This window comes from Modestobacter lapidis, from assembly GCF_054780755.1.
Genome location: NZ_BAAGVS010000034.1, coordinates 1 through 22,425, shown reverse-complemented (window position 1 = coordinate 22,425; position 22,425 = coordinate 1). Strand labels below are relative to the sequence as shown.

Genomic DNA, 22,425 nt, shown 5'->3' with positions numbered 1-22,425 from the left:
CCGCCCGGCCCGGGGAGTGGCTGATCGGACCAGCCGAAGGGAGATCGACGATGAGCATCTCGGCCATGGCGCCTCCGTCCGCAGCCGGGGCTCCGCAACCATGAGGGCGCTGCGCTGGGCGGGTCCAGGCGCGATGACCGTCGGTGAGGTCGACGAACCGGTCGCCGTCGCCGGCGAGGTGGTCGTGACCGTGCACCGGGTCGGTATCTGCGGCTCCGACGTCACCGCCTACCGCGGCAACATGGGCATCGCCCGCCCCGGTGACGTCCGCGGGCACGAGTTCGCAGGTGTGGTCACGGCCGTCGCCGACAATGTCGACCGCGCGTGGCTGGGCCGGCGGGTGGCGGTGAACGCTCAGGTCACCTGCGGGAAGTGCTGGGCGTGCCGCAACGACACGGACAACCTCTGCCCGCACCTGCAGATCATCGGCGTCCACCGGGCGGGGGCGTTCGCCGAGCGCGTCGCCGTCCCGGCCCGCAACCTCATCGCCGTCGACGACACGGTGACCGCCCAGCTCGCTGCGACCGCCGAACCGTTGGCTCAGGCCTGTCACGACGTGCAGCTGGTGCTGCCCGCCGAGCCGCGGTCGGTGCTGGTGATCGGGGCGGGGTCGATCGGCAACCTGGTCGTGCAGGCCGCCCGACTGCTCGGCATCCCAGAGATCACCGTCGTCGAGCCGCACCCGCAGCGCCGGGCGGCCGCCGTCGCCGCCGGGGCGGAGACGACGGTGGAGTCCACCGACGTCGCGGCCGCGGTGGCCGCCGCCCGTCCCGAGGGCGGGTTCGACGTCGTCTTCGACGTGGTCGGCGTCGCGGGAACCCGCACTGCCGCGGTCGGGCTGGCCCGCCCCGGAGGGCAGGTGGTGCTCGTCGGCCTGCACACCGACGTGCATGAACTGTCGTGGTTCCCCGTGATCCGCCGCGAGGTGGTCCTCCGCGGGGCCAACTGCTACGACCGCGGGGACTTCGCCCAGGCCGTGGCCTGGCTGCATGCCGGGGAGATCCGGCCGCCGGACACCGTGCGGCACGTGATCCTCGACGAGGGACCGGCCGTCTTCGCCGAGCTGGCCTCCGGTGCGGTCACCGTGGCCAAGACCTACGTCACGCCGGCAGGCTGACGTCCCTGGCACACCGCGCCCACATCGGTCGGAGCGGTCACGTAACGGCCGGCCCCGGGGCGTCCGGACCGGGATCATGGTCCCACGGGCGCAGTTTGAGGAAGTTCTCCAGGACCGTCGGGCGCGGGCCGGAGTGGTACATCGCGCCGATGGTCAGCTTCGGGGCGTCGCCCGCGATGCGGAGGTAGGCGACATTGTGCTGGGCGGCCAGCCGGGCCGAACTGGGGGCGAAGCCGATGCCCAGCCCGCCCGCGGCCAGGCCGATGGCCACCGAGGTGCTGTTCACCTCGTGAGCCACCCGGGGGCTGAACCCCGCGGTGTTGCAGGCCGAGACGTAGTAGTCGTGCAGCTCGGGCTCGACCTTGCGGTCGATGAGGATGAGGTCTTCGTCGACCAGATCGGCGATCGGCACCGACTCCCGAGCGGCCAGCGCGTGGCTCTTCGGCACGACCAGCAGCACCGGTTCCTCACTGACCACCTCGGTGCTCAGCTCGGGGCGGACCTCGGCCGGCAGCCGGGTGAACGCGAAGTGCATGCTGCGGCTCACGATGCGCTCGACCGCCGTGCGGCTGGTCGCCTCCCCGAGCGTCAGCCTGACCCCCGGGTAGTGCTGCCGGAACACCCGGATGGTGCGCGGCAGCAGGTCGGCGAGCGCGGGCTGGATGAAGCCGATGTCGAGCCGGCCGACCTCGCCGCGGCCCACGTCGCGGGCGCGGGTCACCGCCCCGTCGGCCTGGGCGAGCACCTCCAGCGCCTCATCGAGGAAGACCTGCCCGGCCTCGGTGAGGCTGACGTGCCGCCGGTCCCGCTCCAGCAGCACCACGCCGAGCTCCTTCTCCAGCGCGCTGATCTGCTTGCTCAGCGCGGGCTGGACGATGTGCAGCCGCTCGGCGGCCCGGCGGAAGTGCAGCTCCTCGGCGACCGTGACGTAGTAGCGCAGGTGCCGGAGCTCCATCGGCGCTGGCCTCCTCGGGCGGTCGGTCGTCGGGCGGGGGACACGGCGAGCGCCGGCGGCGGGAGGACGGCGCCCGGCCTGCTCAGGTGACCGTGACGGTCATGGCGCCGATGCGGCTGATGGTCATCTCCAGCGTCTCGCCGGCGGTGATCGGCCCGACCCCGGGAGGCGCCCCGGTGAACAACACATCACCGGGGTTCAGCGTCATGATCGAGCTGGCGTAGGCCACGATCTGCGGCACCGGGGTGAGCAGATCGGCAGTGTTCACCGACTGCCGCACCTGACCGCCGGAGGTGAGCAGGATGTCCAGATCCCCGCCGTCCCCCGCCTCGTCCCGGGTCACGATCCACGGCCCCAACGGAGAGAACGAGTCATAGGACTTCCGCTTCGACCGGTCCGCCGGGGACCGCACCGTGATGTCCAACCCAGCGGTGAACCCCAGCACGTGCTCCATCGCCGACTCCAACGGGATGTCCCGCCCACCCGCACCGATCACGATCACCAACTCCGACTCGTGGTGCACCTCGAAACCCCGGGCCACCACCTCATCGGGAAGCACCACCGCAGCACCCGGCCCCACGATCGACGACGGAGCCTTCAAGAAGACGTCGAACTCCATCATCCAGGCCTCCACCCGGCCCAACGTCCGCTCCTGCACCCCGTGCATCTCCGCCACGTGCTCGCCATAGTTCGACGCCGCCGCCACGATCTTCGACGGCGACAACACCGGCGCCCGCAACGACACCTCCCCCAACGACACCGCCGGCCCCTCGGCCACGGCCTTCTCCAACACCGGACGCAACAGCTCGAAATCCCGGCACAACGCCCGCCACCACCCCGCCGTCACCGGATCCGGATCATGCGCCCACGGCAACGCACCGGTCACATCCACCACCGACGCACCCTCGGCCGACCCGTCCGGACCGGTCGTCACCACACCCAACCGGGCCATGCCGGCAGCAGAGTCGAACAGGGCCAGCTTCATCGGGCGGTGACCTCCACGTCGAGCCCGAGCTCGGCCGGGGTCCGGCCGATGCCGAAGCGCTGCACGCTCTCCAGCAGCGACACCCGGCGGATGTAGGCGCGGGCCTTGTCCGGGTCGGCGGCCATGGCGCGCATGTCGTCCTGGTGCTGCCGGCGCACCGTGTCGTCGGACTCGCGCAGCCGGTCGGTGTTGCGCTGGGTGTCGGCCTGCACGTACTCGACGGCCACGGCGCGGCGGACCCGGTCGTAGGCGGCGAGCTCGGCCTCGCTGTCCACCCCTGCGTCCCGGCCGATCCGGCCGAGCCGGCGGGCGCCGTCCATGGCGTCGTGGATGCCGGAGTTCAGCCCGACGCCCCCGATCGGCGAGTTGATGTGCGCGGCGTCACCGGCCAGCAGCACCGGCCCCACCCGCATGGCCGAAGCCACCCGCTGGTGCACGTTGTAGACCTGGTGGTCGATGACCGGGTAGCCGGCCTCGTAGGGGGCGACCCGCTGCAGCTGCGACTGCAGGTACTCCGGATCGTCGACCTGCTCGTCGGTGAGCCCCGCGGGCACCGGCCAGACGACCCGCCAGGATTCCGGCGTCCGGAGGATGAACAGCCACTCCTCCGGGTCGGCGACGTAGTTGACGTGGGCGAGATCGGGCAGCAGCTCCTGCAGGTCCACCGAGGTGCTGGTGATCGCGAACCGCTCCGGGTACGTGAATCCCTCGAACGCGACGCCGAGCGCGTTGCGGACGGCGCTGCGGGGACCGTCAGCGCCGATCACGTAGGACGCGCTGAGCGCGGTGTCGCCGTCGGGGCCGGACAGCCGCAGCGTGGCGCCGTCGGCGGTGACCTCGAGCCCGGTCAGCCGGGTGCCGAAGCGCAGCTGCACCCGGTCGTCGGACTGCAGGCGGTCGAACAGCATCCGCACCAGGTGCTGCTGGTTGAGCTGCAGCCGGTACGGGAAACGGGTCTCGTCGGCCAGCAGCCGGAAGTCGAACTCGGCGACCAGGCCGTCGTGCCGGTCGCGGAACTGGTACTTCGGCACCACCAGGCCCTCGGCGTGCATCTGGGTGGTGATGTCGATCGTCTCCAGCAGCTCCAGCGTGGCCGCGTGGAACGTGCTGGCCCGCCAGTCGGGCCGCGGCTCGGGGTGCAGCTCGACGAGGACGACGGGCAGGCCCTCGGCGGCCAGCGTCGCCGCGGCGGTCATCCCGACCGGCCCGCCTCCGACGACGACGACCGGCCGGTCGGCAGTGATCGGACGGGCCGTGGCGGCGCTCCAGGGAACGGTGGTCATGGTCGAGGAACTTACGGCTTTATTCCGCGCAACCGAAGCACCTGCGTTACAGTTCCGCTATGGCGAATGAACCTGCCGCGCGTCGTCCGCCGACCCGCCCGACCGAGGCGGAGTCCGCGGTCGGCGGCGGCGGTCTCACCTCGGTCGACAACGCGCTGTGGCTGCTGCAGCTGATCGGGGAACGTCAGGCGCTGCGGGTCGCCGAGGCCGCCGACCTGCTCGGCGTCGCCCGCTCCACCGCGCACCGGCTGCTCAGCGCGCTGCGCCGGCGCGGTTTCGTGATGCAGGACCGACCCAACGGCGCCTACCGGCCCGGCCCCGCGCTCAACGAGATCGGCCTGGCCGCGATCAGCCGGATCGACATCCGCCGGGTCGCCCGTCCGGTGCTCGAGGAGCTGCGCGAGCAGACCCAGGAGACGGCCAGCCTCGCCGTCCTGGAGCGGGACACCATCCGCTTCGTCGACTGCGTGGAGAGCGCCCGGTCGGTCCGGGTGGGCAACCGGACCGGCGTCGTCCGGCTGGCGCACGCCTCCGCGGTCGGCAAGGCGATCCTGGCCGAGCTGCCGCTGAGCGAGCTGGAGCGCCGGTACCCCGGCCCCGAGCTGAGCGTCAGGACGGCGACCTCGCTCACCGACCTCGCCGAGCTGCACGAGCAGCTGGCCGAGATCCGCGCCCAGGGCTATGCGTTGAACTGGGAGGAGAGCGCCGAGGGCGTCTCCGCGGTCGCGGTCGCGCTGCGCGACACCGCCGGCACCCCGCTGGCCGCGATCGGCATCGCCGCGCCCAGCAGCCGGACCGGCAGCATCGAGGGCATCCGGGCGCACGCCCCCGCGGTGCTGCGGGCGGCCCGGCTGGTGCAGGAGCGGCTGCACGCCCCGAGCTGACCGCCGACCCGGGGAGGGACGGCCAGCTCGGGGCGGCAGCCGGGTCATGCCTCGCTCACCAGCTTGGCGAACAGGTAGTCCTCGATGCCCTCGGCGCCGCCCTCGGAGCCGTAGCCGCTGTCCTTGACCCCGCCGAACGGCGTCTCGGGCGCGGTGAGCATGAAGTGGTTGACCGCGAGCATGCCCGCCTCGATGCCCTCGGAGACCGCGTAGGCGGTCGCCCGGTCGGCGGTGAAGGCATACGAGGCCAGCCCGTAGGGCAGCGCGTTGGCCGCGGCCAGCCCCTCCTCCAGGTCGGTGAACGGGACGGCGAGCGCCAGCGGGCCGAAGGGCTCCTCGCTCATCACCCGCGCTGCCGGGTCCAGGCCGGCCAGCAACGTCGGCTGCCAGAAGTACCCGCCCTGCTCCCCCGGCCCGCCGCCGGTGAGCAGCTCGGCACCCCGGCCGATGGCATCGTCGACGAGCGCGGCCATCGCCGGCGGGCGCCGATCGTGGGCCAGCGGCCCGAGAGTGGTCTCCGGGTCCAGCCCGTTGCCCAGGCGCAGCTCGTCGATCGCCGCGGCGAAGCGCTTGGTGAACTCCTCGAACGCCCCCTCCTGCACCAGGAAGCGGGTAGGGGCGATGCAGATCTGGCCGGCGTTGCGGAACTTCGCGCCGACCGCCAGCTTCGCGGCCTTGTCGAGGTCCGCGTCGTCGAAGACGAGCACGGGGGCGTGCCCGCCCAGCTCCAGGGTGACCCGCTTGACGCCTTCGGCGGCCAGCGCGGCGATCTGCCGACCGACCGCGGTGGAGCCGGTGAAGGTGGCCTTGCGGACCTGCGGGTGCCGGATCAGGTGGCTCGACACGGTGGCCGGGTCGCCGAACACCACCGACAGCACGCCCGGCGGCAGCCCGGCATCCACGAGGGCGCGGGCGAGTGCCAGCCCGGTGGCCGGGGTCTCCTCGGCCGGCTTGATCACCATGGTGCAGCCCGCGGCGAGCGCGCCGCCGATCTTGCGCGCCGGGATGGTGATCGGGAAGTTCCACGGCGTGAACGCCGCCACCGGACCGACCGGCTGGCGCAGCACGAGCTGGCGCACGCCGGGCCGGCGGGACGGCACGATCCGGCCGTACACGCGACGGCCCTCCTCGGCGAACCAGTCGAGGATGTCGGCGGCGCCGTACACCTCCTGGATGGCCTCGCCGACCGGCTTACCCTGCTCGATGGTGGTCACCCGGCCGATCTCGTCGGCTCGCTCGCGCAGCAGCTCGGCGGCCCGGCGGAGGACGCCGTACCGGTCGTAGGCCGGGGTCTCGCGCCAGCTGCGGAACGCCCGGCCGGCGGCCTCGCACGCCTCGTCGAGGTCGGCGGTGGTGGCCATCGGCAGCTCGCCGACCGGCTGACCAGTGGCCGGGTCGATGACCGGGCGGACGTCGCGGTCGCCGCGGCCGACCCAGCGGCCGTCGACGAGCAGCGACAGCTCGGGGTACTCCATGGGGCTCCTCGTTCCGGTTCGGGACGTCGCGCGTCCGCCGACGTCCGGGATGCGGGGCCGGGCGCCGGCCCCGCGGGGCTTAGTCCGCGACCGCGCCGCCGGTCCGGGCGAACCCGTACACGGCCATCGTGGTCTCGCCCGCACGCAGCCGGTCCAGGTAACCGGCCTCCTTCGCGGCCCGGGCCCGGGCCGCGGTGAGGACGTCCGGCACCCGGTGGGCCGGCACGACGACCACGCCGTCGGCGTCGCCGACCACCAGGTCACCGCGGGCCACCGGGGCGACGCCGAGGGTCAGTGGCTCTCCGACGGTGCCGGCATCACCCTTGCCGGTGCCGCGCAGCGCCACCGAGCTGCTCCACACCGGGAAGCCGAGCTGCTCGAGCTGGGCGGTGTCGCGCACACCGCCGTCGATGACCAGCCCGAGGACGCCGCGCTGCTGCGCCGCCACGGTGAGCACCTCACCCCAGTAGCCGTGCGGCGCGGCGGCGGCGTCGACCACCAGCACCTCGCCGTCCGCGGCCTGCTCCAGGGCCAGGTGCAGCGGCAGGTTGTCCCCCGCCGCCGTGCGCACCGGGAGCGCGGTGCCGACCACGCCGGCGCCGGCCCACACCGGCCGCAGCGTGGCCGGCAGGTAGCAGTCCAGGCCGGAGGCCTCGTAGATCGTGGCGCTGCCCAGCGTGAGCAGCTCCGCTGTCAGCTCCGTGGTCAGTCGCGGGACGCTCATGCGTCGTGCCGCTGGAGCAGGTGGTAGCCGTGCCGGGCGCGCGCCTCGGTGAGGCTGGTGCCCGCCAGCACGTCGGCGACGATCGCGTCCTCACGGACCTCGATGGCGGTGCAGATCTCCAGCACCTGCTCCTCGACCGCCGGCGGAACGGCGACCACGCCGTCGGCGTCGCCGAGCAGCAGGTCGCCGGCGGCGACGTTGACCCCGCCGACGCTCACCGGCCGGCCCACGTCGGAGACCTCGACCCGGTCCTTGCCGGTGCGCATGAAGCGGCCCTTGCTGTAGATCGGGTAGCCGACGCCCAGCGCGCGCTGCACGTCGCGGCAGACGCCGTCGATCACCGTGCCGCCGATCCCCCGGTGGGAAGCCATCGCGGTGAGGATGTCGCCCCAGACGGTGCAGTCGGTGCGGCCGCCGTTGTCGAGCACGACGACCTGACCGGGGGCGACGTCGTCGAGGTAGTCGCCCACCGTGCCGGGCGGCGAGCCGGCGGTCACGTACCGGACGGGGAACGCCCGGCCGCACAGCCGGGCGCCGTCGAACAGCGGCGCGATGCCGAGCATCGACCCGGGCCGGCCGAGCCGGTCGAGGGCGTCGGACACCGTGGCGGCGGAGAAGCGGGCGAGCGGGTGCGGCTCGGCGCCCGGCGGGGCGGCGGCCGGCTGTGCGTCGACGGGGTGGGTCACGGGGTGGCCTCCTCGACCGTCGGGAACTTGCTGTCGTGCATGACCGCGGTGACCGGCTGCCCGCTGGTCACGGCCTCGGCCATGGCCGCCTCCCGGGCGACGATGCGTTCGGCCAGGCCGATGACCCGGTCGAGCTCGGCGGCGGGCACGAAGACCACGCCGTTGCGGTCGGCAAGGACGGCGTCACCGGGGTGCACGGTCGTCCCGGCGACCTCGATCGGCTCCTCCATGGCCAGCTGGACGATCCGGCCGCGGGCGCTCACCGGCACCACGGCGCGACCGAACACCGGGAAGTCGTGCTCCTCGCTCTCGGCGATGTCCCGGCAGGCGCCGTCGATGACCACGCCGCCGATGCCGCGCAGCCGGGCGGCGCGGGTGAGGATGCCGCCCCAGCTGGAGACGTCCACCCGGCCGGAGTTGGCGATGACCAGCACGTCGCCGGCGTCGGCGGCCTCGATGGCCGCGGCGGCGATGTGCTGCGCGGGCCGGCCGGACTCGCGGGGCCCGGCCAGGACCGTGCGGACCCGACCGGCGACCGGCGCGGGCACCGACCACAGCGGGCGGATGCCGGTGGTCGCCCCGGAGAGCCCGAGGGTGTCCAGGGCATCGGAGACGGCGCAGGTGTCCAGCGCGCGCAGCCGGTCGAGCGCGTCCGGCGCCGGGCCGGTCATCGGGATCCTGCCGTCGGGGCCGGGACGGCCCGCGCGGCCGGGCGGTGCCCGGGTGCGCTGCCTCCGTCGAGGGCGGGTCGTGCCATGGTCGTGCCACCTTCCGTTGGACTGGGTACCTGCGCGTGCCGGGCACCATCCGCGCGGGGGATGGTCGGCCTGTGGCGGACGCTACACATCCTGCTCAGTCTGCGGAACGCAGCCCGATCTCCATTCCGCTGGACAGAACAGTCCTCGCGGCCGGCACCGGTCATCGGCCCAGCGCGAGGGCGGCCTGCCGGATCCGGGCGAGGAACGGGTCGGCGGGGTCCGCGCCGGCCGGCACGCACCCGCCGTTCAGCACGAGCAGCACCGCGGCCCGCAGCTCGCCCACCGGGTCGCCCGGCAGGTCGGCCACCCGCCAGGCCACCTTCCGGTCCGGGCGCACCAGCACCGCCCCGGCCGGCCCGACCTCCCGCACCTGGGCCCAGCCGGCCACGGCGTCCGGGACGACGACCACCTCGACCCCGAACGCCGCGGGCCCCACCACGGCACCGGCCGCCTCCCGCCACGCGCCGGCCCCGGCCGGCCCGGTGAAGAGCGTGAAGGCGGCGCCGGTCGACACCAGGTCGAGGGTGGACACCGGCTCGGCGACCCCGCCGCCCTCGCCCACCCACACGTGCGGCAGGTGGTGCCCCGGCCGGGTGGTGGGCTGGTACTCGATCGGGGAGTCGTGCCCGGGTGGCGGCGGGGTGCCGTCGGCCACCAGGGCACCGGCGGGATAGGAGTAGCCGGCCTCCACGTTGAGCTGGCTGTAGTCGTTGGCGTTCTCCGCCACGGCCGCGGCGACCCGGGCCCGGCGCTCCGCCCCGTCCGGGGTGTCGCTGAGGAAGACCTCCACCTGGTGCCAGCCGTCCTCCTCCGACTGCCCCGGCGCCAGGCCCAGCGCGGCGCCGATCGGCGCGTGCCGGCCGGCGTTCTCCAGCGCATGTGCGGTGTAGTACGCCGCGATCGGCCGGCGCTCCCGCTCGTAGCTGTCGAGCAGGCCGTCGTCGGCCTGGCCGCCGAGCACCGCGGCCAGCTTCCAGGCGAGGTTGTGCACGTCCTGCACCGCGCAGTTGAGCCCCAGCCCGCCGGTCGGCGGGTGCCGGTGCGCGGCGTCGCCCACCAGGAAGGCCGAGCCGATCCGGAACCGCCGGGCCACCACGCCCTCGTACTGCCAGTGGCTGCTGGCGTGCCGGGTGATCGGATGGTCGGCGGGCAGCCCGAGCATCGCCCGGGCGCGGGCCAGCAGGCCCTCCTCGTCCTCCGCCACGGTGCCGTCGGCCGGGTCGCCGGGGCGGGGGGTCAGGGCGACCACCCACTCCGGCGACTCCCGCCCGTACCGGAGCGGGCCCAGCGCCTGCAGCGCCCCCACCGTTCGCCCCTGCCCCGATGGCTGGATGAAGTGCGCGAGCAGCGCATCGGGCTCGGACCACGTCCGGAGGTCCGTGCTCACGTAGTGGCTGACCACGTCGCGGATGGCCCGCGGCCCGTCCAGCTCGGTGCCCAGCAGACCGGCGCTGACCCGGCCACCGTCGGCGGCCACCAGGTAGCGGGCGCGCACCTGCCGGACGGCGCCGGTGGCGCGGTCGGTGACCGTGGCGGTGATCCCGTTCCCGTCCTGCTGCTCGAGGCCGGTCAGCTCCTGGCCGCCGCGGATCCGCCCGGGGGCGCACGCGTCGGCGTGCTGCCACAGCAGCCGGTCCAGCCGGATCTGCGGCAGGTTGGAGAACCGCCGCGGGCTCGCCTCGGCGTACCGCACCGCGTCCGGGCCACCGCCCCAGGCGGGCACCTCACCGAGCTTGACCCCGTGCAGCGGCGTCGGCCCGCCGACCGACGTGTACCAGACGACCTTGCGCCACCGGTCGTCGCTGGGGGCCAGGGCGTAGACGTCGTCGGCCACCCCCATCTCCGCGAGGATCTCCATGGTCCGCACGTTGAGCAGGTGCGCCCGCGGATAGTGCGAGGTGAAGCCGCGGCGTTCGACGAGCAGCACCTCGACACCCCGCTGGGCGAGCAGCACCGCCGCCGACAGGCCGGCCGGGCCGCCCCCGACGATGAGCACCGGCACCTCCTCGGGCCAGTGCGCGGGGTCCAGCGGGGCAAGCAGGGCGGGCCGGCTGACGGTCGGTGGGGGCACGGGATCTCCTCGTCGGGAACGGCGGCCGGGCGCGCTCGCCGGCCGCCGCCGGCCGGCGGCGGTCAGCGGGCGGCGCGGCTCAGCCGGCGACCGCGGCCGGCAACCGGGGTGCGGTGACGCCGGCGGCGGCGGGTCCGTCGCCGGGCAGCCCGACGACCTGCGCGGCCGGCACGCTGAGGGTGACCTCGTGCCCCGGCGACAGGTCGTCGGGACCGAAGCGATGCAGCTCGCCCTCGTCGACCTGGGCCCGGACCAGCGCCCCGCCCACGTCCACCAGCACCCGCATGCAGCTGCCCAGGTAGGTGGACGCCTTGATCCGGCCGGTGAGCGTGCTCGCGTCGGGCGACCGTTCCGCGTTCACGCAGACGTGCGAGGCCCGGAAGGCCACGGCCGCCGGGGTGCCGGCCGGGCCGGGCGCCGCGCCCGCGACCCGGACGGCGGTGTTCGTACCGGTCACCCCGACGACGTAGCCGCCGGCCAGCACGTCCCCGACCGTGCCCTGCAGGATGTTCTGGAAGCCCATGAAGTCGGCCACGAACGCGCTGGCCGGGCGGCGGTAGAGCTCCCGCGGGCTGCCGACCTGCTCGATCCGGCCCATGTTCATGACCACGACCCGGTCGGCCAGTGCGATGGCCTCCTCCTGGTCGTGGGTCACGTACACCGAGGTGGTGCCGAGCTGGTCGTGCAGCTCCCGGATCTGGGCCCGCATCGACAGCCGGAGCTTCGCGTCCAGGTTGGACAGCGGCTCGTCGAAGAGCATCAGCGTGGGCCGGTTGACCATCGCCCGGGCCAGCGCGACCCGCTGCTGCTGGCCACCGGACAGCGAGGTGGCCATCTGGTCGATCCGCTCGGCCAGCCCGACCCGGTCCAGCATGTCCACGACCTGCTCACGCGCCTGGGGCTTGGCCACCTTGGCCAGCTTGAGCGGGTAGCCGACGTTGCCGGCCACCGTCATGTGCGGCCACAGCCCGTAGCTCTGGAACACCATGCCGATGTCGCGCTTGTCCGGCGGCACGAAGGTGCCGGACGTGGCGGAGTAGACCACCCGGTCGGCGATGCTGATCTCCCCGCGGGTCGGCACCTCCAACCCGGCCAGACAGCGCAGCGTGGTCGTCTTGCCGCAGCCGCTGGGCCCCAGCAGGGTGACGAACTCCCCGGGGACGATGTCCAGGTCCAGGTGCTCCACGGCGGTCGAGCCGCCGAACTCCTTGACCAGACCATCGATCTTCACGCCGCTCATGCCCGCTCCTCCGTGTGGTGCGTCGTGCCGGCTGCGGCGACGTCCTGCCAGGCGACGAAGCCCATGCCGCAGCCGGTACCGGCCTCCGACCGGTAGCAGGGGATGTAGTCCACGACCGAGGCGGTCAGCGGGCTGCCGGCCGTCGCCCCACCGACGACGATCCAGTTGCGCAGCTCCGAGGTGCCCGAGCGGAGCAGGTCCGCGGGCAGTGCTGACATGAAGTCGGCGTCGGAGTCCACCAGCGCCTTGAGGAACCCGCGGTCGAGCTCCTCGTCGATCACGAAGTGGCTCAGCCCGCCGGACGCGACCACCCCCACCTTGAGGTCGGCCGGGAAGCTGCGGATCGCCTCCCCGAGCGCCACCCCGAAGTCGTAGCAGCGGCGGGCGGTCGGCGGGTTGGGCTGCCAGAAGGTGTTCACGAACACCGGCACGATCGGGATGTCGGACTCCCCGCCCAGTACCTGCTGGAGGACGAACCCCCAACCGTGCGGGATGCCGTGGTTGCCGTACTCGCCCGCGGGCAGCTCCTTGGAGGCACCGGCGTCGAAGCCGGCCTCGCTGGTCGCCTTGATCAGGTGCTGGGCCAGCTCGCTGTGGCACGGCCGGGTGCGGCTCTCGGTCGGCACGTTCGCGACCTCGGCGATCGACAGCCCCGGGGGCATCGCGTCCAGGTGCTCCTGGGTGAACGGCTCGTGCTGCACCGTGTCGCCCCAGTAGACGGCGAACGCCGGCAGCAGCTCGTCGGTGAAGATCTCCTTGTGGTCGCTGCTGACCACCACCAGGACGTCGACGTCCGAGTCCCGGACGGTCCGGCCCAGCTCGTCGATCGCTGCGCGGGCGCGGGCGTGCCGCTCGCGCTGCAGCTCGAGGTCGAGCTCGTCGGCGAACGCCGCGTTGCGCAGTTCGTTGAGCTGGTCGAAGGAGTAGTCACCCCCGCGGTAGGCCAGCGCCGGGTTGCGCCGGTCGGCCCGCGCCCGCTGCCCCCACTCCTCGGGCGGGGTGGACAGCTGCGGCGCGTGGGAGGTGCCGATGCCGAGGACTGTCTGTGCCATGAGTGCGCTCTCCTAGAGGCGGAACAGCTCGCGGGCGTTGGACTCGAACAACTGCTTGCGCTGGCCCTCGTCGAGCCACTCGATGTCCTCGATGAGCAGGTGGATGTCGTCGATCCAGCGCCCCGTGGCCGGGTCCTGCATCGAGCCGGTGCCCGGCTTCTCGGTGCCGAACAGGCATCGGTCGACGCCGACCGCCTTGATCAGCAGCTCGATGGAGTCCTGCGTGTAGAGGCAGGTGTCGTAGTAGAGCTTGCGCATCTGCTCTTCGTACGTCGTCCCGTTGCGCAGGGCGCCGGGGAGGAACCGGCCGCGCTGGTACGGGATGGCCCCCCCGCCGTGCGACACGATGATCTTCAGGTCGGGGAAGTCGTCGAAGACCTTGCTCGACAGCAGCCCCACGACCGCGAGGGTCTCCTCCTGGATGAAGTGCAGCGAATAGCTCTCCCGGGCCGGCGGGCGGCAGCCGGCGGAGTGGATCAACGCCGGGACGTCGAGCTCGCACAGCGCCTCCCACACCGGGTACCAGAAGCGCTCACCGAGGGCCGGCGGCTGCGCGGCGCCCTCGTACGGGTCGGGGTTGAGCATCGCGCCGACGAAGCCGAGCTCGGTCACGCAGCGGCGGAGCTCCGCGGTCCAGTCGGCCGGGGTCAGCTCCATGCTCTGCGGCATGCCGGCAACGCCGCGGAAGCGGTCGGGCTCGAGCCGGACGGTGCGCGCGATGGCGTCGTTCGTCTCCTCGGCGTACCACTGGACGAGCTTGCCCTGCTCGCTGTGCATCATCTGGTACGGCCGCGGCGAGATCAGCTGCAGGTCCACCCCGGCGTCGTCGAGGTGCTCCAGGTGCGACTTGCCGCCGAAGCTCTTGTTCGGGGTGGTCAGCGCGGCGCGCAGCGTCTCGTCGGTGACGCCGGCGGTCCCCCGCCCGTGGGCGCCCCGGTGGGCGAGCAGGTTGGCCTTGTAGGCGTACAGCGATTCGGGGGCGCTGACGTGTCCGTGGACGTCGATCTTCATGGGTTCTCCCGGGGCTGTCTGGTGCGGTGTCGGGCGAGTACGGGTGCCGCCTGGGGTGGCGGGGTGCCGGCGGGGAGGCTCGGGGGCCTCTCCGCCGGCACCGTCGATCAGGTCACTCGGCGCCGAAGGCGCGCTTGGCCGTGGCCAGGTTCTCCGCGGAGATCTCGGCGACCTCGCTGATCGGGAAGGGCTTGAGCAGGTCGAGCTCGTTGACCGACGGGTAGCCCTCCGGCGCCGGGCTGTCGGGCATCAGCGGGTAGTAGCCCACGTCCGAGGCGGCCTGCTGGCCCTCCGGGGTGAACAACCAGGTGGTCAGCAGCTTGGCGGCATTGGGGTTGGGGGCGCCGTCCAGCACGCCGAGGTAGTGCGGCGAGATGTGCGCCCCGCCCTCGGTCGGGAAGACGAAGGCGACCGGCGCGCCCTGCTCCTTGTCCCGCAGGTAGAAGCTGTAGGGGTAGAAGGGGTTCAGCGCGTACTGGCCGGTGGCCACGGCGGCGCCGGCGACCGGGCCCGACGCCTGGAAGGCGATGTCCTGTGCGGCGAGCGCGCGCAGGTACTCCTCGTCGTACCGCCCGTCCCACAGCAGGTGGGAGACCGTGCCGAAGGCGCCGCCGTTCCGCGTGGGCGGCTCGGCGGTCATCTTGCCCTGGTAGGCGGGGTCGGTCAGGTCCTCCCAGCCCTGGGGCGCCTCGGCCTCGGGCATCAGATTGGTGTTGTAGACGAAGCCGAATGTGCTGCCGGTGGCCGCGGTGAGGAAGTCGCCCTCGTCCTGGAAGCCCGCGTCGAGCTCCTCGGCCGTCACCGGCGCGAACTCGACGAACTTCCCCTCCTCCAGCCAGGGCGCCACCGAGGTGTCACCGCCCTGGACCATGTCGGCGACGTGCTGGCCGCTGGCGAACTCGGCCTGGACCTTGGCGGCGAACTCGGGACCGACCAGGTACGTGCCGGTGACCGAGATACCCGGGAAGCGCTGCGAGAAGACCTCGTACAGCGCGACCTTGTCGTTCTCACCGGGGCCGTAGACGTTGACCGTCGTCTCCCCCGCGGTCTGGGCGGCCTCGTACAGCTCCTGCATGGCGGTGACGGCTTCCTCGCCGCCCAGCGCCTCGGCGTCGGCAGCGCTGACGCTGCCCTCCGCGGCGGCGTTGACCTCCGGGGTCTCCTCGCCGCCACCTCCCCCACCGCAGGCGGTGACCGCGAGCAAGAGCGCACAGGAGATCGCTCCCGTGGGGATGAGCTTTCGGCGCATGGTCCTACCCTTCGTCGTTGTTCTCAGGTCGAACGGGTCGCGGCGGCCGGCGCCCGCTGCTGCGGCCGCCCGTCGCCCGGATGTGGTCACCGGCTACCGACCGGTTCCGGCTCGGTGCGCTCCAGCGGCTGCGGGAGCGGCGCGTTGCCCGGGTCCACGGTGGCGGCCTCCGCCACCGGGTCCGGCCGGCCGGTGATGCGGCGGCGGAGCAGGGCGGACAGACCGCCCATCACGATCAGGCCGATCAGCAGCGCGCCCAGCACGACGACGAACAACGCGGCCGCCCGGGAGGTCTGCCCCTGGGTGTAGAGCTCGTAGACCATCAGCGGCACGGTGGGGTTCTGCGCCGAGGACAGCAGGATCGGGATCGCCAGGTTGCCCGAGATCACGATCGCGACGACGAACCAGCCGGCCAGGAAGCTGGGCATGATCAGCGGCAGCACGATGCCGAAGAACATCCGCATCGGCGGCGCCCCGCTGACCCGGGAGGCCTCCTCCAGTTCCCGGGTGATCTGACCGATGGCCGGCTGCACCGAGCGGGTGGCGATCGGGATCGCGGCGACCACCAGGCCGGTCATCACCACGATGATCGAGCCGTACAGGTTGCGCAGGCCCGGGATGCTCACGTAGGTCCAGGCGATCCCCAGGCTGAGGACCACGCCGGGCACCGCCCAGGGCAGCCAGGTGAGCAGGTCGAGCACCCGCCGCCAGCGCGACTCGTTGTGCGCGATGGCGTAGACGATCAGCAGCGCCAGGGCCATCGCGATGAGCCCGCCGACCAGGGCGACGATCAGGGTGGTCCGCAACGCGGTGACCGTGGCCGGGTCGTTGAACAGTGCCTGGTAGTTGCCCAGCGAGTAGACGCCGGCGCCGCCGAAGAACGGTTGCAGGCTGCCGAGCACGAGTTGCAGCAGCGGGAGCAGGATCGCCAGCAGCAGGTAGGCGACGATGAACGCCGCGCCCAGCCACTTCCACGCGCCGATGTCCCACACGTCGGTGCGGTAGCTCTTGCCCGAGACCGTCGTGTACTTCCGGCGGCCGAGGACCTTGTACTGGACCAGCACGAGCAGCATCACCAGCGCCACCAGCAGGAGCGACAGGGCGCTCGCGCTGCCGTAGTCGGCGGGGGTGCTGTCGGAGATGTACGCGTAGATCTGGGTGGAGAAGACGTCGATCCCGGCCGGGGTGCCCAGGAACAGCGGAACCTCGAAGGACTCCAGGCCGATGACGAAGTTGAGGATGACCACTCCGGTGATCGCCGGCGCGAGCACCACCAGGTCGATGCCGAGCAGGGTGCGCAGCCGGCCGGCGCCGGAGACCTGGGCGGCTTCCTCGAGGCTGCGGTCGATCGCCCGGAACGGCCCCAGCAGCAGCAGGTAGCTGAACGCCGCGCCCTTCACCATGGCCACCAGCAGCAGGCCCGCCCACGAGTTCGCGTTGAACAGGGTGCCGTCGCTGCCGGTGAGATCCCGCCACACGGTGTTCAGCATCCCGATGGCCGGGTTGCCGAGCATGCCCCAGCTGATCGCGTAGAACAGCGGCGGCAGCGCCACGACCAGCACCATCGCCACGGTGACCAGCCGCCGCAGTGGCGTGTTGGTCCGCGAGACGAGGAAGGCCAGCAGCAGCGCGACGACGGTGGCCAGGATCGTGCCGCCGCCGGAGAGCATCGCCGAGTTGCCGAGCGTCGTGTAGGAGTCCGGGTCGGTGTAGGTCCGCCCGAAGGCGTCCAGGGACCACTGGGCGGGAAGCCCGGGTGGTGCGTTCCGGAACGCGCCGATGATCAGCATCACGATCGGCAGCGCGAAGAGGAACACGCTCACCACGATGAGCGGGAGGAGCCCCCGGGCCGTGGTGAACGGGCCGGTGCTGGGCGTGCGGGGCCGGCGGACGGTCACCACGCCTGGCCACCTCCTTCCGGTGCGGCGGCCGGATCGGCCGCGGTCGGGGTGGACGGGGACTGTGCGGACGGCGGCTGGGTGGGCGGCGATGCGGGCCCGGTGAGCACCTCGACGACGGCGGGCCCGGGGCCGGCCAGGGCCTGCGCGAGTGCCCGGGGCAGGTCGGCGACGCGGTCGACGCGCTCGGCGGGAACGCCGAAGGCACGCGCCGCGGCGGCGATGTCCAGGCCGGTGATGTCGGTGCCGGGCCAGCGGTCCTGCTCGGCGGCGGCACCGCCGAAGCGGCTGAGCGCCGAGGCGACCGCGCTGTAGGTGCGGTTGTTCAGCACCACGAAGGTGACCGGCACCTTGTCGGCGGCCGCGGTCCACAGCGCGGGCAGACCGAACTGGAAGGAGCCGTCACCGAGCAGGCAGACCACCCGGTGCGCCGGCTCGGCCATGGCCACGCCGAGCGCCGCGCCCATCCCCCAACCGAGCGAGCCGGAGACCGAGGAGAGCAGCTGGGCCGGGCGGGTCGTCCGGAGCCCGCGGAGCAGGGGGACGGTGGCGGTGGTCGCGTCCAGCACCACGGTCGCGTCGGCGGCGGCGACCGCGTCGGCCAGTGCGGCCACCACGGGGCCGAGCCCGACGTGGCCGGGGAAGCGCTCCGCGGCCGGGCGGCTCGCCGACTCCCCGGCGGACACGGCGGCCGGTCGGCGGCGGCCGACGTCCGCGGGCAAGGCAGCGAGGAGGTCGGCCAGCGCGAGCACCGGGTCGCCGACCAGCGGCGCGTCCACCGGGTGGAGCCGGCCGACCTCGGCCGCGTCGGGGTGCAGGTGCACCAGGCGGGCGGCCGCGGGCAGCTCGTCGGTCCCGCCGGCCTCGAACTCGGTGAAGACGCGGCTACCGAGGAACGCCACCACGTCGGCGTCCCGGACCGCGGGGTGCGCGGGGTCGTACAGCCCGGCGGCGAGCGGGTGGTCCGTGGGGACGGTGGAGGCCTGGAAGTCCCGCCGTCCGTCAGTGAAGACCGGCGCGCCGAGCCGCTCGGCCAGCGTCAGCACCTCCGCGGTGGCCCGCCGGCGGGCGATCTCCCCGCCGGCCACCAGCACCGGGCGCTGCGCCCCGGCCAGCAGGACGGCCGCGGCAGCGACCGCGTCCGGCGCCGGACGGGTCAGGCCGCTGCCGGCCGCGCGGCGGGCCGGCGGGGAGGGCACCGGCGCCTCGGTCTCGAGCAGATCCTGCGGAAGGCCCAGCCACACCGGGCCGGCGGGCTCGGCGATGGCGGCGTGCAGCGCGCGGTCGACGTCGTCGACGACCAGGTCCGCGGCCGCGCAGGTGTGCGCCCACTTCACGTGCTGGCGGACCATGTCGCGCGGGTGGGCGAGGGTGGTGAACGCCCCGCGGCCGGCCAGGGTCGAGGCCTTCAGCCCGTTGAGCACCAGCACCGGAGCGGAGGACAGCTGGGCCGAGGACAGGTGCGCCAGTCCGTTGGCCATCCCGACGTTGGTGTGCAGGTAGGCAACCGCGGGGCGGCCGGTGGCCCGGGCATCGCCCTCGGCCATCGCGACGGCCACCGACTCGTGGGTGACCAGGACCAGTTCCAGGTCGCTGCGGGTGACCAGGGAATCGAGCATGGCCGCCTCGGTGCTGCCCGGACAGCAGTAGATGCGCTGCACCCCCCAGGCCGCCAGCACGTCGAGCACGCCCCGGGTGACGGTGGTGCCACCCTGGGTGCGGCGAGGCGCCCGGACGTCTGGCACGGCCACTGCGGTCATCGGGCTCCCTCGTCGTCGCTCGGGTCGGCGGGTGGGCAGCTGTAAGCGGCACAGCACCCTGCGTGTGACGGCGAACACTAGCGGGCCGTTCGGCCCTGAGGACAACTCTTCAAACTTATTCTTTTAGACGGAACACACATGAGACGTCGCTATCGGTCAACCCGGTTGTCGACGATCGATTCGACATGTCGGAATACCCAAGCAAGGTATTGCGTGGAGGCGGACACTTCGCGATACGGTCCGGTCTGGTGCCGCCTGTCACGGCGGCCGATCGACGTCGTCCCGGTCCCGTGTCCGCGCCGGCGCCGTCCCGTTCTCCCCGTCGGCTCCGGCCGACCCGCCCGGAGGTGCTCATGTCCGCGTTGTCCCCGTTGGTCGCGCTCGATCAGGACGCCCTGCGCTGCCCCGCCGGCGCCTACGAGGAGCTGCGCGCGCAGGGCGTGCACTACGCCCCGGAGATCGACGCCTACGTCGTGGCCCGTCATGAGGACGTCGTCCGGGTGCTCCGCGACGGGCGCACGTTCTCGTCGCAGAACACCGTGGGCCGCCTCCTGCCGCCGGCGGATCCGTCGAACCCCAAGCAGCCCCTCGCCCCGCTGCTGCTGCTCTCCGACGACCCGGAGCACGCCAAGCGCCGCTCCATCGTCAACCGCGCCTTCACCCCGTCGAAGATCGCCGCCTGGGAGCCGGAGGTCCGCCGGCTGGCCCAGGACCAGGTCGACCGGCTCCGCGACCTGCCGGAGGTCGACTTCGTCCGCGACCTGGCCGCGCTGCTGCCCGTCCGGGTGATCAGCATGGTGCTCGGCGTCCCGCCGGAGGACGTCGCCCAGTTCCGCGAGTGGTCCGAGGAGATCACCAGCTCCGTCGGCAACCACGGCGGCGACCCGGTGCGGCGCGAGCAGGTGCAGGAGGCCTTCTCCGGCTACATCAGCCGGGTGCTCGACCAGTGGGACGGCGTCGTCGACACCAGCGTGCTCTCCCAGATCGCCGCCGCCGAGCGTGCCGGCGAGCTCACCCGCACCCAGTGCGTGAGCTTCGTGGTGGAGCTGCTGGTCGCCGGCAACATCACCACGACCCACCACATCTCCTCCAGCATCGCGCTGCTGGCCCGCCACCCCGGCCTGTTCGACCGGCTGGCTGCCGACCCGTCGCTGATCCAGGGGTTCGTCGAGGAGTCGCTGCGTCTGGAGGCCCCGATCCAAGGCTTCTACCGGCTGGCGATGGCCGATGCCGAGGTCGGCGGCGTGGCGATCCCCGAGGGGTCCCGGCTCTTCGTCCTCTACGGCTCCGCCAACCGCGACGAGAAGGCCTGGCCGAACTGCCCGCACCTGGAGCTGGACCGGCCGAACGCCGCCGCCCACCTGGCCTTCGGCAAGGGCGCGCACGCCTGCATCGGGTCGTCGCTGGCCCGGCTGGAGGGCCGCGTCGTCGTCGAGGTGCTGCTGGATCGGCTGTCCGGGTTCGAGCTCACCGCGGCCGTCGACGAACTGCCCTACGGCGCCAGCTTCGTCAACCACGGGCCGGTCAGCCTGCCGGCCACCCTCACGTTCCGGTCCCCTGCGGCCGTCGACGCGGTCGGGGCGGCCCGATGACCGCCCGGGTCACCGTCGACAGCGAGGTCTGCGAGCTGCACGGCCAGTGCGTGGAGGCCGCTCCCGAGGTGTTCTCCTTCGCCGCGGGCGGACAGCTCCAGTACCGGGAGACGGTCGGGGACGACGAGGTCGCCGCGGTGGAGGACGCGCAGTTCCTCTGCCCGACGCAGGCCATCGCGCTGTCCCGCGACGCGTGAGCGCTGCGCCGCGGTGACCGCCGCCGTCCCCTCGCGCGTGGTGGTGGTCGGCGCCGGCCTGGCCGGGCTGCGGACGGCGCAGGGCCTGCGCCGGGCCGGGTTCGACGGCGAGCTCGTCGTGCTGGGCGAGGAGCCCCACCTGCCCTACGACCGCCCGCCGCTGTCCAAGCAGTTGCTGCTGGGCAGCTGGGACGCCGACCGGGTGCGACTGGCCGCACCCGACGTCCTCGCCGGCGCGGAGATCGCCGTCCGGACCGGGGAACGGGTGACCGGCCTGGACCCGGCCGGGCACCGGCTCACCCTGGCCTCCGGCGAGCCGCTGGACTACGGCGCCCTCGTCGTCGCCACCGGCGCCACGCCGCACGCCTGGCCGTTCGATGCCAGGGGGCTGGCCGGTGTGCACGACCTGCGGCGCCTCGAGGACGCGCTCGCCCTCGCCGACGCCTTCACCGCCGGGGCACGGGTCGCGGTGGTGGGTGCGGGTTTCATCGGCACCGAGGTCGCCTCCGCCGCGCGCCAGCGCGGACTGGAGGTGACCGTCGTCGACGCCTCCCTGCACCCGCTCGAGGCCGCGCTCGGACCGGTCGGTGCCGGCGCGCTGCTGGACCTGCACCGCAGCCGCGGTGTGACCTTCCGGCTCGGCCGGCGGGTCACCGGCCTGACCGGGACCGGCCGGGTCGAGGCCCTGGTGCTGGACGACGGCAGCCGGGTCCCCGCCGACGTCGTCATCGTGGGCATCGGCGTGCGCCCGGCCACCGATTGGCTGGCCGGGCACGGCGTGGATGTCCGCCACGGCCTGCCCGCCGAGGCGACCGGGACCACCCCGTTCCCCGACGTCTGGGCGGTCGGCGACGTCGCGGCCTGGCCTGCGGCGGGCGGTGGCCCCCCGCGGCCGGTCGAGCACTGGACCAACGCGGTCGAGCAGGCCGGCCTGGTCAGCGCCAACCTGCTGCGGGCCCCGGCCGAGCGGCGGCACCAGGAGCCGCTGCCCTACGTGTGGACCGACCACTACGGGATCCGCGTGCAGCAACTGGGCGAGCTGCGCGCCGGCGATGAGACCACGCTGGTACACGGCTCGGTCGCGGCGCTGGAGTTCGTGCTGGGGTACTGCCGCGACGGCCGGGTCACCGGCACGCTCAGCGTGGGGCTGCCCACCGCGTTCCCGAAGCTGAAGGCGGCCGTCCGCGCCGGCCGCTCCCCCGCGGACCTGTCCGCGTTGTTGTAGTCGCCCTCGTCGCGGACAGGGCCCGCTTCCCCATCGGGGAAGCGGGCCCTGTCGGTGTCTGCGTTGCCGCTTTCGGCGGCGCAAGCGGCGCTCCTACTGGACGGTCCAGCTGTCGGTGCCGGTGAGGAGGGTGTCGAGGTGGGCGGGGTTCTGGGCGCGGGCGTCCTCGAGCTGGTCGGCCATCATCCGGTCGTAGACCGGCTTGTCGACGGAGCGGAAGACGCCCATGGGGGTGTAGCGGAGGTCGTGGGAGGACAGCCGGG

19 protein-coding genes are annotated in these 22,425 nt (G+C 73.6%); 5 read left to right on the top strand and 14 right to left on the bottom strand.

Annotation, left to right across the window (positions count from 1 at the left end; genetic code table 11):
* Positions 1-133: 133 nt before the first annotated feature.
* Complete coding sequence (locus ACYVG5_RS20695; protein ID WP_460683503.1) at positions 134-1,117, top strand: alcohol dehydrogenase catalytic domain-containing protein; 984 nt, start codon at positions 134-136, stop codon at positions 1,115-1,117.
* A 37-nt stretch (positions 1,118-1,154) separates the two neighbouring features.
* On the opposite strand, the gene ACYVG5_RS20690 is transcribed toward ACYVG5_RS20695, so the two are convergent.
* The 3 genes from ACYVG5_RS20690 to ACYVG5_RS20680 all read right to left on the bottom strand — a co-directional run bounded on the left by ACYVG5_RS20690 (position 1,155) and on the right by ACYVG5_RS20680 (position 4,340).
* Positions 1,155-2,072 carry a LysR family transcriptional regulator gene (locus ACYVG5_RS20690; protein ID WP_222050568.1) on the bottom strand — a complete coding sequence of 306 codons (918 nt, stop codon included), beginning with the start codon at positions 2,070-2,072 and terminating at the stop codon, positions 1,155-1,157.
* An 82-nt stretch (positions 2,073-2,154) separates the two neighbouring features.
* Positions 2,155-3,057 carry a fumarylacetoacetate hydrolase family protein gene (locus ACYVG5_RS20685; protein WP_460683502.1) on the bottom strand — a complete coding sequence of 301 codons (903 nt, stop codon included), beginning with the start codon at positions 3,055-3,057 and terminating at the stop codon, positions 2,155-2,157.
* Positions 3,054-4,340 (bottom strand): FAD-dependent oxidoreductase, encoded by a 1,287-nt coding sequence (locus ACYVG5_RS20680; protein ID WP_222050570.1) that lies wholly within the window; start codon positions 4,338-4,340, stop codon positions 3,054-3,056. The genes ACYVG5_RS20685 and ACYVG5_RS20680 overlap by 4 nt, the downstream gene beginning before the upstream one ends.
* Before the next feature lie 59 nt (positions 4,341-4,399).
* Here ACYVG5_RS20680 and ACYVG5_RS20675 point away from each other — a divergent pair, with 59 nt between their 5' ends.
* On the top strand, positions 4,400-5,224 hold the full coding sequence (locus ACYVG5_RS20675) for an IclR family transcriptional regulator (RefSeq protein WP_222050571.1): 825 nt from the start codon (positions 4,400-4,402) through the stop codon (positions 5,222-5,224).
* Between the two features lie 44 nt (positions 5,225-5,268).
* On the opposite strand, the gene ACYVG5_RS20670 is transcribed toward ACYVG5_RS20675, so the two are convergent.
* The 11 genes from ACYVG5_RS20670 to ACYVG5_RS20620 all read right to left on the bottom strand — a co-directional run bounded on the left by ACYVG5_RS20670 (position 5,269) and on the right by ACYVG5_RS20620 (position 19,148).
* Complete coding sequence (locus tag ACYVG5_RS20670) at positions 5,269-6,699, bottom strand: NAD-dependent succinate-semialdehyde dehydrogenase (protein WP_222050572.1); 1,431 nt, start codon at positions 6,697-6,699, stop codon at positions 5,269-5,271.
* A gap of 79 nt (positions 6,700-6,778) precedes the next feature.
* A complete protein-coding gene (locus tag ACYVG5_RS20665; protein ID WP_222050573.1) occupies positions 6,779-7,423 on the bottom strand; it encodes an RraA family protein in 645 nt (214 codons plus the stop codon).
* Positions 7,420-8,109, bottom strand: coding sequence for an RraA family protein (locus ACYVG5_RS20660; protein WP_222050574.1), 690 nt, complete (start codon positions 8,107-8,109; stop codon positions 7,420-7,422). Before ACYVG5_RS20660 ends, ACYVG5_RS20665 begins: the two co-directional genes overlap by 4 nt.
* Positions 8,106-8,780 (bottom strand): RraA family protein, encoded by a 675-nt coding sequence (locus ACYVG5_RS20655; RefSeq protein ID WP_222050575.1) that lies wholly within the window; start codon positions 8,778-8,780, stop codon positions 8,106-8,108. Before ACYVG5_RS20655 ends, ACYVG5_RS20660 begins: the two co-directional genes overlap by 4 nt.
* A gap of 247 nt (positions 8,781-9,027) precedes the next feature.
* Positions 9,028-10,938, bottom strand: coding sequence for an FAD-dependent monooxygenase (locus ACYVG5_RS20650; RefSeq protein ID WP_222050576.1), 1,911 nt, complete (start codon positions 10,936-10,938; stop codon positions 9,028-9,030).
* Between the two features lie 79 nt (positions 10,939-11,017).
* Complete coding sequence (locus tag ACYVG5_RS20645; RefSeq protein ID WP_222050577.1) at positions 11,018-12,178, bottom strand: ABC transporter ATP-binding protein; 1,161 nt, start codon at positions 12,176-12,178, stop codon at positions 11,018-11,020.
* Positions 12,175-13,230, bottom strand: coding sequence for a DODA-type extradiol aromatic ring-opening family dioxygenase (locus ACYVG5_RS20640; RefSeq protein ID WP_222050578.1), 1,056 nt, complete (start codon positions 13,228-13,230; stop codon positions 12,175-12,177). Before ACYVG5_RS20640 ends, ACYVG5_RS20645 begins: the two co-directional genes overlap by 4 nt.
* Before the next feature lie 12 nt (positions 13,231-13,242).
* Positions 13,243-14,241, bottom strand: a complete 999-nt coding sequence (locus ACYVG5_RS20635) for an amidohydrolase family protein (RefSeq protein ID WP_222050579.1) — start codon at positions 14,239-14,241, stop codon at positions 13,243-13,245.
* A gap of 112 nt (positions 14,242-14,353) precedes the next feature.
* The gene (locus ACYVG5_RS20630; RefSeq protein WP_222050580.1) at positions 14,354-15,490 is read right to left on the bottom strand and encodes an ABC transporter substrate-binding protein; all 1,137 of its coding nucleotides are present in this window, start codon (positions 15,488-15,490) and stop codon (positions 14,354-14,356) included.
* A gap of 86 nt (positions 15,491-15,576) precedes the next feature.
* Positions 15,577-17,391: an ABC transporter permease gene (locus ACYVG5_RS20625; RefSeq protein WP_222050581.1), complete on the bottom strand. Its 1,815-nt coding sequence runs from the start codon at positions 17,389-17,391 to the stop codon at positions 15,577-15,579.
* Positions 17,385-19,148 carry a thiamine pyrophosphate-binding protein gene (locus ACYVG5_RS20620; RefSeq protein WP_222050582.1) on the bottom strand — a complete coding sequence of 588 codons (1,764 nt, stop codon included), beginning with the start codon at positions 19,146-19,148 and terminating at the stop codon, positions 17,385-17,387. Before ACYVG5_RS20620 ends, ACYVG5_RS20625 begins: the two co-directional genes overlap by 7 nt.
* Before the next feature lie 353 nt (positions 19,149-19,501).
* Here ACYVG5_RS20620 and ACYVG5_RS20615 point away from each other — a divergent pair, with 353 nt between their 5' ends.
* The 3 genes from ACYVG5_RS20615 to ACYVG5_RS20605 are packed head-to-tail and all read left to right on the top strand — an operon-like array spanning position 19,502 to position 22,162.
* Entirely contained in the window at positions 19,502-20,740 is a 1,239-nt protein-coding gene (locus tag ACYVG5_RS20615; RefSeq protein WP_460683501.1) for a cytochrome P450, read from the top strand.
* A complete protein-coding gene (locus tag ACYVG5_RS20610; protein ID WP_222050584.1) occupies positions 20,737-20,937 on the top strand; it encodes a ferredoxin in 201 nt (66 codons plus the stop codon). The genes ACYVG5_RS20615 and ACYVG5_RS20610 overlap by 4 nt, the downstream gene beginning before the upstream one ends.
* Positions 20,938-20,950: 13 nt before the next feature.
* Entirely contained in the window at positions 20,951-22,162 is a 1,212-nt protein-coding gene (locus tag ACYVG5_RS20605; protein WP_222050585.1) for an NAD(P)/FAD-dependent oxidoreductase, read from the top strand.
* Positions 22,163-22,425: the final 263 nt, after the last annotated feature.